Source organism: Paenibacillus sp. P4_E11, assembly GCF_056401635.1.
On the sequence record NZ_JBFUIX010000087.1, the window covers coordinates 16693 to 31072 of the forward strand.

5 protein-coding genes are annotated in these 14380 nt (G+C 50.6%); 1 reads left to right on the top strand and 4 read right to left on the bottom strand.

Going from position 1 to position 14380, the window contains the following annotated elements; genetic code table 11:
* Positions 1–534: 534 nt before the first annotated feature.
* The 4 genes from AC1DWB_RS25240 to AC1DWB_RS25255 all read right to left on the bottom strand — a co-directional run bounded on the left by AC1DWB_RS25240 (position 535) and on the right by AC1DWB_RS25255 (position 13133).
* Positions 535–7794 carry a hemoblobin-interacting domain-containing protein gene (locus tag AC1DWB_RS25240; RefSeq protein ID WP_477543853.1) on the bottom strand — a complete coding sequence of 2420 codons (7260 nt, stop codon included), beginning with the start codon at positions 7792–7794 and terminating at the stop codon, positions 535–537.
* Positions 7795–7882: 88 nt separating this feature from the next.
* Complete coding sequence (locus tag AC1DWB_RS25245; protein ID WP_477543854.1) at positions 7883–9235, bottom strand: ABC transporter substrate-binding protein; 1353 nt, start codon at positions 9233–9235, stop codon at positions 7883–7885.
* Positions 9236–9263: 28 nt separating this feature from the next.
* Positions 9264–10673 (bottom strand): extracellular solute-binding protein, encoded by a 1410-nt coding sequence (locus tag AC1DWB_RS25250; RefSeq protein ID WP_477543855.1) that lies wholly within the window; start codon positions 10671–10673, stop codon positions 9264–9266.
* 645 nt (positions 10674–11318) lie between these two features.
* Positions 11319–13133 carry an FAD-dependent oxidoreductase gene (locus tag AC1DWB_RS25255; RefSeq protein ID WP_477543856.1) on the bottom strand — a complete coding sequence of 605 codons (1815 nt, stop codon included), beginning with the start codon at positions 13131–13133 and terminating at the stop codon, positions 11319–11321.
* 126 nt (positions 13134–13259) lie between these two features.
* Here AC1DWB_RS25255 and AC1DWB_RS25260 point away from each other — a divergent pair, with 126 nt between their 5' ends.
* On the top strand, positions 13260–14054 hold the full coding sequence (locus AC1DWB_RS25260; RefSeq protein ID WP_477543857.1) for a helix-turn-helix domain-containing protein: 795 nt from the start codon (positions 13260–13262) through the stop codon (positions 14052–14054).
* The last annotated feature ends 326 nt before the right edge of the window (positions 14055–14380 follow it).

Below are 14380 nucleotides of genomic sequence, written 5' to 3' on the forward strand. Positions count from 1 at the left end.
TCATATTATCATGGTTTATTTTTACTTGTCAACCATATTTTTTATTTATTTACTTTTAATTACTTTATCTTAGTTTCTCGCTTGTTCAATAGAAAAGGCCGCTTATTCCGCTCTTTTTTATTCCGACTCCAGCCGTGAAGCTGAAACCAAATAAAAAAGGCTCGCGGATGGTAAGCGACCCTTCATGTTCACTCGATGCGATTCTACCTGCTAAACGCACTCAGTGCGGTTCAACTGATGGATGTCTCGATGAAGAAAGGCGCATACCTGCTTTTGAATGAATGGCTGTTCTGACGTAAAGGAAATAAACTCACCGCTAAACCGATGGTTGCGACTCTGTTCATTGTTTTGGTATCCCGCTACGTATTTAAACATCAGCCATACACTCCTTTCTCATCCAGATAATTAGTTTTAATCCTATAACAGTGCTGCTTTGCTGTCAACATATTTTGCGTATGAAAGAACCTGCTATTCTAGATGGAAAGGCAGGTTCTTTCATGATCTCCTCTTAACAGGGGGTTCTAATCTTTCCGCTTATGGAGCCGTCGTCTGTAGAACATCGAAGCGGAGCCATGTGTTTTGCGAAAGCGGGTTTTTGTTGCCGGTGTTTACGATTCTAAGCGTATGGACACCCAAAGGCAACGTCCCGGTATCCCGAATTTGCTGCATCGCTACTCCGGTCCCACTTCTGTAGAAATCATAAGTATTCACATATTGACCATCGACGTAGAACTCGGCCAACCCGCCATTCGAAGCTAGCGTGCCGAATACGACTCCCCTGGTTCCATAGAACGGAACCTCTACCGTTGAATTTGCTGCCGCCCCTATCGCTTCGGTTCCCCCGAAGTATGAGGCGTTGGAATCTGTGAACCAACTGCCTGTATAGACAGCCAACGGACTCGAGCTGTCGATACTAGTGGAGTAGTTCGCCACAATCGCGATAGGTGCAGAACCGGTTGAGACAGCCCCCAGCCCGTTGACTGCGTACACTTGATACCGACCTGGAGCCATGTTCGACGTATCGAAGGAAATCGGCGTTCCGCTGACCGCAGACGTCTTCAAGCCGTAGACCGACTGCCCGACCGTTACCGCTTGTTCAAGCGCCGTCGAATTCGCTGCCGTCCCGGACTTCACGAGATACAGCGTTCCGTTATCCGAACTGGCTGCTCCAACCTGCGTCCCTATGCGTACTGGCCCTGCCGTCACATTCGAGACTACCGGCGGTATAAGACCCAGATCTGTTACTTGTACCGCATCGAAGGCTACATAGGTGTCCGTGGCCGCAGCGTTCTTCTGCCCGGTCACGGCTATTTTCAATACATGAATGCCCGACTGCAATACACCGGTATCGAATAGACTCATCTGCGTTTGCAGCGTTGGATTGTATAGATCGACTGTCGTTACAAACTGTCCGTCCACATACACATTGGCTATGCCATACACCTTATTGCGGGCACCTACCCATTTGGCCCGCGAGCCATAGAACGGAATTTCCACAGAACCGGCGACATCTTTGGACAACAACATCTTTCCGCCAACATAGGTGCCTGTGTAAGAGGTCCATTGTCCTTTATAAGTCAAAGTCGGATCATTGTCGTCTAAAGTGCCTAAGGCTACTTGAATAATAGTGATAGGGGCGGAGCCAACGGAAACGACACCCAAGTTATTGACTGCATACACTTGGTATACACCTGGAGCCATGTTCGACGTGTTGAAGGAAATCGGTGTTCCGCCGACCACTGACGCCTTCAATCCGTATACCGATTGCCCAACCGTCACCGCTTGTTCCAGCGCCGTCGAATTCGCTGCCGTCCCAGACTTCACGAGGTACAACGTGCCGCTGTCGGAGCTGGTTGCCATAATCTGCGTCCCTATGCGCACTGGCCCTGCCGTCACATTCGAGACTACGGGCAGAACGAGACCGAGATCGGTTATTTGCACCGCATCGAAGGATACGTAAGTCCCATTGGCCGCCGCGTTCTTCTGTCCGGTTACCGATATTTTCAGTACGTGAGTACCTGACGACAACACTCCGGTATCGAATAGGCTCTGTTGCGTTTGCAACGTCGAATTAAACAGATCGACTGTCGTTACAAACTGGCCGTCCACATACACATTGGCAATACCATATACCGCATTGCGAGTCCCCACCCATTTGGCGCGTGAGCCATAGAACGGAATTTCCACAGAAGCGGTAATATCACTCGACAGCAACATCTTCCCGCCAACATAAGTGCCCGTGTAGGAATTCCATTGTCCTTTATAAGTCAGAGTCGGATCATGGTCGTCCAACGTGCCCAGCGCGATCTGCATCACGGTGATGTCGATTGGTGCGGCTGATACATTGTTCACCGAATCGATTCCATACAATCTGTACTTGCCCTTGGCAAACCCGGACGTGGATACGGCCGCAAGCGAAAGCTCTGTACCATCTGCGAAGGATCCGTTGGGCCCGGCAGATGCTGCTACGATCGCAGCCGCATTGGCTGCCGTGCCGTACGGCACCAGATACAGCCTTGCCGGTTCGTTAACCGAGACGAGCACGGGCTGGCCGGCAGGCACATTCCGCTGATCAACCGAGAGAACGGGAGGTACCGTATCGATATCGGAAAAGTATACCGATAAAGCAACGTTTTGTCCTTGAGTCACATGGAACGGTTCCGTTATCGTACGCGTGAACCCGGGTTTGGTCATCACCAGACGATGCTGTCCAGCCGGCGAGCCCTCGATGAGAAACGCTCCCGCAGCGTTGGTGGTAGCAGCATGAGAAGTATACCCTGCCAGCATTACCTGCACGCCCGCAACCGGTGAGCCGCCTTGCCCGTATACCGTGCCACTGACGATTCCGGTAGGAGAAAGGTCGACACCCGCGCGAATTACCTTCAATGTATAGACAGATGACTCTCCATTCGCCGCGTTAACTGTAATGGGGAACGAATTGTCCCCCACCTGCAGCGGAAGGAGGAATTGTCCGGCAGCCGTGTACACTTGCCCAGTCACCGTCATGATGGAATCCGGGCGATAAGTCGACGCCGTGACACTTATGGAGGTGACGGCATGTTCCACAGATACGGCATAATCGAATACACCGGGATTCAGCGATGGAACGATCACGCCGGAATTGACGGTAAGACCGGACAAGGCCGACGACGGCAGCAGTTGTAGCTCGACAATAGCATGGCGGTATCCGGCAGCGCTAATGACGATTCGTTTTGGTCCAAAGCTTCCGAGTGCCCCTGAGGCAAAGGCGATATGACCGGCACTAACCGTATACAGGGCGGATGAGAGCGGCACACCGTTCACTGCGACAGACACCATTTGTCCACGCCAAGCCGGATTATCCGGATAGCTGATCGTTGCAGTCTCCTGCTGAAAGATCGGTCCTCCCGGTGGGGACAGAGTCGGAGCGTCGAGCAGGCTTTCTCGCAGTTCCAGCTGGATAAGCCCGAACTTATAGTTCGTCGAGCTCGAATTCTTCCCGGCGTTGACTAGCGATATCGTATGCGTGCCGGGTGCGAGCGTCATCGTACCTAATGGCTGGAAGACGGTACTTGCTCCTGAACTGCTCGCATAGAAGTTATAGGAAGCAAGCGGAGCTCCGTCAATGGCAACCTGGTAGATCCCGTAAGAGGCCGCTTGAAATGGCTTGATTCCAATCTCATACGGAGCGTTGGCTCCGACCTCGAATTCAAACGTAATCGACTCCCCGGCCTGATTCGCTTCCAATTGCAGCGTATTCGAGCCAGGCACGTACAAGGTCGAAGTCGATTGCTGCGCAATTGGCAAATCAACGAAATTGAACACTCCATACGCCCGCTTCTGTGAAGTGAAGACCAGGCTCGACGTCTTGGTCATCCCATTCCATTCAACGACGGCGGTAATGGTCGCCGCCCCTTCCCCGACTGCGGTTACGGTTCCTTCCGGATCTACCTTCACAATCGACGGGTCACTGCTCGTATAAGTCACTTGGGTCGCCCAGGTCGGAGGTGCGGACCCATCTCTCCTAGTTGCTTGGACGGATAGAGTCGCCTTCTCGCCTGAGAGCAAATATTGCTTGGAAGCTTGCAAGGCAACCGCCTGAAGCGGGTTAACTTCATAAATGTCCACATTGTCGATTCGGAAAGTATGAGTACCCGTCCATGACTTGAGCGGATAAAAGTTCATTCTCGACGTTCCGTCCGGACGAATATCGAATCCAGGGTCGTGCTCCGCGAAGACGATAACCGAATGGCCCGAATCGGAGACGATGTCCTGAATCAAGTAACCGTTCGTCGTCTGATCGGGATGTGTCACAACGGCATATTTGCCCCGCAATGCTGACGTCGTCGAGTCGATCATCGAAGGGACGACGATACCGTCATAGGGATCACCGTTCACCTTCCGTTTCGTTGCCGTAATCGTCCCTTCGACAGGACCATTTCCTGTCAGCGTCTGACTTCCTTTGGACAACTGGGTGCCGCCAATCACGTACATCGATTGGACAACACCGTTCACCATGCGGATGAAGCCCAGCTTCCCGCGCATCGTAATATCGTCCACTACGACCAGATCATTCGGACCGCCCGGCGAGCTAATCAGAACATCGGTCGTATTGCCGTACGTCACCTTGACCGCCACGGCGCCTTCGGGTCCGACAGTCGGCTGCAGTCGGTCGATCGTATCAATACGCGGCCCGGACGCTCCTTGGTACGGTTCCATCGCCGTAACAAATGTACTTGTAAGGTTGCTGCCATCGCGTCTCAGCACGAGCTTCGGCATGTTGTATTTGACCGCTTCGTCATTCGTATCCTTGCTTCCGCCCGACAGTCTCGTCGAGCGGATCGAAGGCGAACGTCCCAAATACAATTCGTTGCTCCCCGACTCGAGCAACCCGGTAATCTTCATCTTCGCTTTCTCGATCCCGCTCTCGCTTGTGACGAGCGTGAGGTCGTAGCGGTCGCTTGGCAGCTGGGCTTTTTTCACGTCTTTGACGGAGATATAGCCATAATAATTACCTTCGGCATCCCCCCTATCATTGAACTGTTCCGGCTCTCGGACCTGAGTACCAGGCGGCAGCAAATACGGGCCGTACGATTCCAGGGTCATGTCGGTTTGAAACACAGAGTCTCGGTTGGCATCCCCCTGTAGCGTATACTCGTGACGGCTGCCCCCTGAGACACGGAACAGGTCGATGACATAACCTTGACCGCCCTCTGCGTCGGGGAACGAAACATGCCAAGGTTCCCGGCTGTACGCCTCCAACCCGTCATAAGCTTCCTTCTCGTCTGCGCGCATCGCTTGAACCGGACCGACAGGCGCGAACAAGTCGATCTTGCCGCCGTCCCTGGAGACGCTGTCGACTTTCATATCTTTGCTATCGACGACCACCGTGTTATGTCCCATTGTCGACAACGTGAAGTTGCGATCCTTCGTATACGTGTAACCTAGATCAGGCAACAGCTCCTGTCCCTCTGCGTACAAGTTCAATTGAAGCGGGTCGTAATGATTGTGGCCGTATTTCGGCGCGAACTGAAGCCATAACTGCGATTGGTTGGTTCCCGAGCCCGAGGTTAGCCGTCCAATTCCTGCAGCCRGCATCAGGAAAGACCCAGCATTCTGAATGGGGGCGCTAGCCCGGTCGGAAGCCCACGAATCCTGAAGCGGCAGCAACTTGCCATCCGGGTATACAAGCAGGTTGTTGTCCTTGAGCGCTTTCGGGATAATTGGATAATCTTGACCCATGTCCAAATTGTCAAAGTGCTTGCCAGTACGAGGCGATACGTATCCGATCGGATCGCTGTATCCTGCGATTGCTCGCATGCCCTGATCCAGGCCGTTCGTAGATTGCACGTGATATGACGGCGCCACTTCTTTCCAATACCCGTCTGACAAAAATTGAGTCTCCACATAATCCTGGATCCACTCGTACGTGTTATGAATGTAATCAGGTTCCTTCAACACTTTGCCGGCATCGATCAATCCGAGCCATTGCGTATAGTTCATATTGCTTATCGTATAGGGATAACTTAACGCATAGCGTACCGATGGAGTGAACATTTGTTCAATCAGCTTCTGATCGACGTCCTCACCGGCTTCTTGACTAAGCACCTCAAGGGCGTTCGTTTTCTTGACCTGCTCATAGGCATGCAGAAGCGGGCGCAGACGGTTCAGGTCGGAGACGGACCAACGATCCCACATGCCTCCCCAATAGTTGAACGGAGGACCGGACGTAATGTTGATCGGAGAGTTGAGCCAGATGTAATCGGTCGTCGGCACATAACCTTCGTAGGCTTGAGCGAACCGATACAACAGTCTCGCAGCCCCCAATGCGTCCGTTTTGGCGATTTTCTCCGTCTGCTCGGCCGCATAGTTTTTCTGTAAATACCACAGGTGAGCGGATAGAAAATATCGTTTGCCTACAGCATCCTCATAATATGGATATTCGACGATTTGGCCCTTCCGGTTCGTCGCTGTGAGGACGTGCGTTTCCGGATACTGCGCATTCGGGTACACCGTGCCAGTCTTGCTGGCAACGAGTTTCTTACGGTCCGCCGACAACTGGTACAGCTGAAGCGGATGCAGCTCGGGCATTTCCGGAAGTCCGGTAAACAGGAACCCGGTCCTGTCGGGAATAATGTCCAGAGTATCTTGTACTAGTTGAGATGCAGGGGTAGCGTTAACCTGAACCGATCCGGACGACGGCGTAATCGGCGGCATCGCCGCGATACCTGCTTCAATGAGTGCATCCCGATCAAACGTAACAATCGTAAAATGCCCGTCATTCGGCTGATTTTCACGGTATGCATAAATTTGCAGCTCCACCTGGCCGAAGTCAATTAATGGGGGATGCTCGAAGGTTAGCTTGCAGCGACTCCCGAGCTTCTCACTTGTCACTTGCGTCAGCGGTTCCCAACCGCCAACCGGATTTTTCCATTTCACGGAAAACAACGTTTTGGACGGATTCACCACATTGCCCCGTTTGAACGATAGCTCTTTCTCCACAAAACCAAGATAGCGGAAGTCAGTCTCCTCCGGTGTCCATCGTTCTCCAACCGGTGTACGGCCGAAAAACACACTACCGAGCCGCCCTTCGTCGACTACATTGCCTTTGAAAATCACACCATTCCCTGAATTCCAGAAGGAAGTGGTACGTATGGGAATCCAGGAGATGAGCGGCTTCGTGTTCAGATGATACACGTGTACGACATTAACCCTCCATTCCGTTCCTGGTGTCGGCAAGCTTGCATCCAAGGCGGACAAAGGGACGGTCAGCTCCAGAGCCGTCCTTGCACCCGCGTCATACGTGGCAGTAGTAACCGAGTTCGGACTCACCTGCACCCGCTGCGGATTTTCCTTGATGAAATCCCTCCCTACGTTCCAATCCGTACTAGTAGGTTTTGAAATTGGGGTGATCGGAATCGTTACAACATAATGCGATTCACCATAGGCCGCTGTACTGACGACTAATTCGATCTTTTCCAATATGGCTTTATCCTCCGATGCAAACGTACCACCGAAGTATAGATTCGACGAATCGTAAGTCAACTTATAGGTCGGTCCGTTAGGTATGGGTTCGTTGGTATACACCGTGCGGAAATCGTCGAGCACGGCTGCGCCATTCTCATCCCACGAATTGTCAGACAGCACGCCGTCGATGACAGGTGCCGTCGAAGTACTCGGCATCACCGCCCATTTGTTCGAATACATCGTGATGGGTCCTCCCGTTGCGGTATCGGCTGACACATTGTCTCGGCTGCTCCAACCAACAGGTACAGCCAACATCAAAGCGATCATCCATATGAGCCATTTATACATTACTACACCTCCCGCAATATGTAATCGCTTTTATTACGAGTTGGAGACGTCACCTTATCCTAGCGCCGTCTCCCATACTCTTCGCACCTTATTTCTTGAAGAGGACCTCCAACTGCTGATCCAGCTTCTCCCCTGCCTCACGCAACGCGGTATTGGAATCCTTCAGACCCAATACAACGTTCTGATACGCATCGAAGAAGGCGGTATGTCCAGGCGACTGCGCTTTCACAATCGTATCCTTCGTAAGCGCGGAAGATGCATAACGGTCAGGAATAAGCGCTTTGACATTTTTGTTTTTCAACATGGGTACATCCTGGCCGAATTGGGCCATACCCGCGACCTTGTCCTTCAATATGGGCAGCATGCCTTTTCTCGCTAGATGGTTCTGGAATTCGTCCGAAGTCATGTAGGCGATCACTTCAAATGCTGCATCTTTGTGCTTACTCGTTTGCGATACATAGAAGTACGTCGGATAGGATTGCGGACCGACACCCGGCTTATCCGACAACTGTGGGTAAGTCACGACATCCCAGTTCAACGTATCCTTCAAGTTAGAAAGCGCAGAGAGCGAATATACGACAAAGTGCAAAATCATGGAGGCGCTTTGCTCCTGGAAAAACAGTTTCTGCTGTTCTTGCAAACTCCACGTTTGAGGTGTCAATCCGTTGTTAGGGATTGCGGCCACACTCGTCAGCAAGTCGAACGACTTCTTGAAAGACTCCGTCGTAAACACCGATTTCTTCGTGTCCGGATTGATGTAAGCAGCCGAGTATTGGTTCAAAATAATATTGGCGGACGGCGACATGACAAGACCTTTGTAGGATTTATCTCCCTCGGCTCGCGAAAGGTGCTTCGCCACGTCCTTCACTTGGTCCCAAGTCATCCCATCCTTCAAGTATTCGACGCCGAACTTATCGAAAAGTGTTTTATTGTAAAACAACCCTACTGTGTTCGTGAATACCGGAAGCCCGTAAATCCCATTGTTGGCAAACCCGCGCTGCTGTTCTACGGTCGACGGCTCGAGGCGGGACAAGTCGTACTTGTACTTTTTAATAAAATCCGAGATATCGTACTGGTAATTGTACGACGTCAAGGTGTCCGCCTGCCCTATAGACATGAACATGACATCGATCGTTTGCCCGGAGGCGACCACGTCTGCCAATTTGTTCGTCCCTGCCGGTAGATGCTTCACCTTAACATGGGGAAACTTCTTTTCAATCATGTTGCCGAATACATCCATGAACTGTGCATCATAATCAGCAACCTGGGAATAAAATACAAGCTCTACCGGTTCTTTCTTCTCCTCGGGCTTGCTGGCAACGGCATCGTTGTTAGTCTTGGTTCCAGCATCATCCGAACGACTAGAACCGCTTGAGCCGCTTGAACATGCGGACGTCACTAGCAAAACAGCTAATATTAAGTAAGTAATCGATTTCTTCATAGTATCAGTTCAACCCCCTGTGCAATAATTAGGTTTCATGACTCGCCATCCGTGGTGCAGTTCCGTCTATGGACAGCCCCTTGCTCAACCGATCACACAATTCGTCTTCATTCAGAAGCCCGGCCCAATAGGCCTTCAACTCGCTCTCCAACCTGCCGAATAACTGATGCGGAATGTTCAAATCGCTGTGCGTCCGTAAGGAAGACATCACTTCCCGGTACATCATGTAGCGGGACGGGCGATACACCTTCGCGTCATCCGCATGGGCCGGAAGCGTCCCCAAGCTCGGAATGCTCAGTGTCATTCGGCGAATGAAATCCTGGGCATACTCGGATGTGAGAAAATCGACAAGCAGCAGCGCTTCTTCTTTATGTAGAGATTGACGACTAACTCCGATACCCAACGAAATGACAAGTGTACGCAATTCTTCCATGTGAGGAACGGGAGAAATGTYGTATTCGAACTCTGCTTGCTTCCATCCGTTCATTGCCATGTAGCTGCTGAGCGTCATGGAAACTCTGCCCTCCAGAAACATCCGGTCAATCTCGTCATGATTCTCGGACAAATACAACGGGAATGCTTGGCGGTTATGAAGAATGCGCTTGCAGATCATCATGCTCTCCAACAGTTTGGTGCCTCGGAGATTTCTTAGATTCGCCCCATCCCATTCGAACCGCTCGCCGCTCTGCAGCAAAAACACCGGCCACCGATTTATCGACAACACATGAAAGCAAAATCCATACCGGCCTTTACCATCCGATAGCTTCTCCGCATTGCGGATCAGATCGTCCCATGTCCAGCTCCCATCCGGCTCTAGCATTCCGCATTCTCGAAAGTGCTCCCTGTTATAACAAAGGACGATAGGAGAAAAAATGAGCGGCTGCATATACAATCGACCCTGCGCACGAAATAGCTTCGTTGCCTGAGGATACAGATCCGGCTTTTCCGTTAGCTCTTCCAGCAAATCAAACCCACGGGCCTCGGTAAGATACTGAAATTGAGAGTTTTCAAGCAGTACCAGATCGCCGGAAATCGGTTCCCACTTTTGCGACTCCTTATCGGGATTTGCAGTAAAAGGAGCCAGCTCCACCGTGATCCACGGATACTGCCGATGAAACTCTTCCAGCAGCAAGTGAATACCTAAATTCCGGGACGGCATCTCGTTGCTGCTAACCAGCTTCAACTTCACCGGAGGACGTGTGGCCGCTACTCGATTGCCCACTCGTGAAACCTTCTCGATCCAGCCTTGCTGAACGAGCAGCTCCAGACCCGCCCGTATGGAATTGTTGCTCATACCGAAGCGTGCAGCCAAAGACTTCTCAGGTGGCAGATAGTCGCCCGGCACATAGTTCCCTTCAACTATTTCGCTTCGCAGCGTACTAACCAGTTGATCCAATTGTTGGTGAAATTGTTCTTTCGTCGGTCTTCTTCTCATCATTCATTCTCCATCTTCGGCTGACACCGTTTTCTTCCTATATTACCACGTGCTCATACTGTTCGCCTCCCATCTATAGAGCCGACCACAGAAATAGATTTGTGATTCTTAAACTAATTTTTTTAATGAATCACAAGACAGAATCTTCCTTATTATCTGTCAATTTCAATATAATACACGGATGTAACCGTAGTCAATTTTTAATTTTATGAATCAATGTTATATTTATTTATAATTTATGAATCACAATATTATCGCGATTGAGCATCAATGGAAGATCCGGCCTACGGCCAGGTCATTGGTGGTTGAGTTTCGTTTGGAGCGTGTGAGAGCAGCCAGAGGGGTTATGGCCGCTGTTAATATCTTGAGCTCTTGATCGGAATTGGTTTTGGGGTAGCACAAGTTTTCAAGGGCGAACGCTGACGCTTCCACTCCCTGTTGCTCTGCTGGGCCCTCAGTCCATTCCATCCAAACATGAGCGAGAAATGATGTATATTTGCATGATTTTCCCACCCCAATATCATTCTGACCTTTTCCATGGCGAAGCCCCACTGCGGGGGCGTCGGAACTAAAAAAAAGCGGAACGACTACAGTCGCTCCGCTTCATCTCTATTATTGGCACACATAATCTGCGATTCTCCGAATGTATTATTCGCAAACGATTTCTATCACTCTGGCATGGTCCAGACTGTTTGTTTCAATAACTTCCAATCGCAGTGATTTGAGATTGCTCAACTGCACTTGCAGCTGAATTATGCGTTGATAATTATTTTTCACGTGCGTAATTTCTACTTCGCCCTGGTCATTCACAGCAATTAACTTGAATTGTTTCAACGTCTCCGCTTGGGGCCGCCCCCACTGCATACGTTTCTGAAGTCCATCCAGGTGGCATAAGGTTAGTAAACGATGAAGCCCGGTGTCCAAGACGATCGAGATCCGGGAGATTGTGATCGGTTCCTCCCATTCGAGTTGCAACCAAGGTTGATTGTCGCTCGGCTTCGACATCCAGCGGTGAGTGCCTCGTTCCGTCATTTCCGGCCGCACTCCCTTCTCTCCATGCACCGAGCGAGTATGTCCATCAATAACGTTCTCGGCTCTGCCCTGATCTTGTTCCGAAGACGCTGTAATTCGAGCCTTCCTCGCCAGATTCGTTTCAAGCTTCATCCCCGGTAGAAAAGCACCTTGGCGGAGTAATTGCTGCTGCGCTTCCTTCACAATCTGCGGGTCGCGCCATGCCTGTTCCAGCGGGATCTTGTGTCTAGCCGCCGTTGCCGCGAACGTCCCGATCCCTTCGCCCAWTACGGCGCATGTCGCCATCACCCTGGTACTGGAAAAAGCAATATGGGTAGCCGATAAATTGCGGCCGGCGAACATCAAATTTGATATATTACGGCTCAACAAGGATCGAAGTGGGATGCTGTACAGATAGGGAGTATACGGTTGATGGCAAGGCTCTTCCTCCTTCGCATCAATGCCTTCGGGAGGATGCGTATCCATAGACCACCCGCCATAAGCGATGGCATCGTCGAAATCGACGGCCTCCTGAATATCGTTCTGGGTCAACACGTGCTGGCCGATGAATCTTCTGGACTCTCGTTTGCCAGGAACGAATCCAAACCAATCCAACGCCCAATTGTCCGATTCAGGATGATTCCCGCTATTCTTGATGTGATCCCATACTCCTAGCATGATGGACAGCAGCTCATCACGAATATGCTCGTTATCTTTGATGGTGTCTAGCGTTCCACCGAATTCCACCCACCAATATCCGAATTCCYAGGCGAGATGATCCCTGAATTTCAAGTCCTCTTCCGTGAACTTACGTGCCCATATAGGGGCGACAAAAGGTATCGGCCGTCCCATGTCTCTTGATGTGAACAGGAGAGACGAACCAAGACGATAAGCATCCCTGTTCAGATTCGCACCCGACTCGTTATATTCACCAGCTGCCTCGCGACCGGTTGTATACACAGCTCCCGCTTCATAGCCCAGTCGACCGTCCCCCGTACAATCCAGGAACATATCCGCATGAATGACGAAATGATCTTCCGTACTTTCTCTTACGGCATAGACGGATCGAATACGGGAACCATCCATATCCACTCCGACTACCGATGTGCTCAACATTAAGGTAAGATTCGGTTCGGCACGGCATTTCTCATACAAGATTAAGTCCAGCATACTCGCGCTGCGCTGTGGATTTCTTACCGAACATTCCAACATAATCTCTTCGATGATTCCACTTTCTCTTCGTTCCGTTTCCAGTTCCTTCCCGATTGCCGAGGCACCCGATACATTCATACGAATCTCGGACGACGCATTCCCACCTAGAACAGGACGATCTTGACATAGGATGACTTGAGCTCCGTTGCGAGCTGCAGCAATTGCAGCCGTTACCCCTGTGAGGCCTCCACCTGAAATTAGGATTTGCGTACCGCATGTTGTCGTTTCGTGCTYTCCCATGATCTCTTGACTCCTTTGCAGACTGTAGGATATCTTTAATTACATAATAACGCCTCCCATAGTTAGCTGTGAATTCATGAAATTTCTTTTCCATATCCAAAATTTACAGAAGTAAGGTGCTGCGGTGTGGAAATAACAGAATGGGTACCCGAGATCGCAACGCATGCCTATTGGGTAAAAAAAGAGAAGTTCCAGTACGAAACCGACACTTATTTGACATGGGTTCTCTTTGCCGTAGAAGAGGGGCGATTCGAGTATCAAATTGGGAGCGATCACGGAGAAGCTGAGTTCGGGGACGTCGTTGTATGCCCGCCCGATGTTGCCTTTTATCGCAATACATTGACTCCTTTAACCTTTCACGCGATTACATTTACGTTCCCGACTAATGAAGTTCACTCTCCCCCTCTGTTCGATCGTAAAATACGACTCTCGCATATTCKGCGTCTGTCCGAGAACTATAATCAGTTGAAACTAGCCGATCAAGCGCTGAGCTATAGCTGGGGCAATCAAATACGGAAGCAGCATTATTTCTTGGATTTATGGTTGATGATTGTGAATCAGTGTCAACATCACCTGGATGTAAATCCCTCCACGGATTGTGACGAGTTGATTCGTGCGATTACCCTTTATTTGACCAATCACGCCCACGAGTCGATCGAAATCCAGAATGTCGCACATCTCTTTGGATTAACGCCTATCGCTCTGATCCGAAGGTTCAAGAACACGCATCATATGAACCCTCTGCAATTCTTAACGTCGCTTCGAGTCAAAAAAGCCGGCACTTTGTTACTGCAGACCGATTTGAAGCTGGACGTGATCGCAGAGCATTGCGGGTATGAGAATGGCTTCTATCTCAGCCGAGTATTCAGCAAGTTCATGGGAATGAGCCCGTCCGCCTTTCGCAAACAAAACCGGTTCTAATCGCAAAGAAAGCCGACAAATTTGCGAATACATGTACATGGGACAAAGTCTCCCAAGTACAGCTGATAGGCAAATTTATCGGGTTTTTAGGCTGTCGATTCGTTGTGGACACAGACTCAAACAAGATGTTTGAGCTTAGAGGGGTCCTTTTTCACTTGGAACTTTCTTATCGCGCAGCAGTTGTCGACACACGAGGTGTCAAGTTCCAGTTACCAGTCCTTTGCGGATTCCCAGGATCGTCGGCTAGCAGTTGCTCATAGTTTCCAATCACCTTCCGGAAAGCTTGCACATACTCATCGAGAATCTTCGTGTCGTTATGCTTGTAC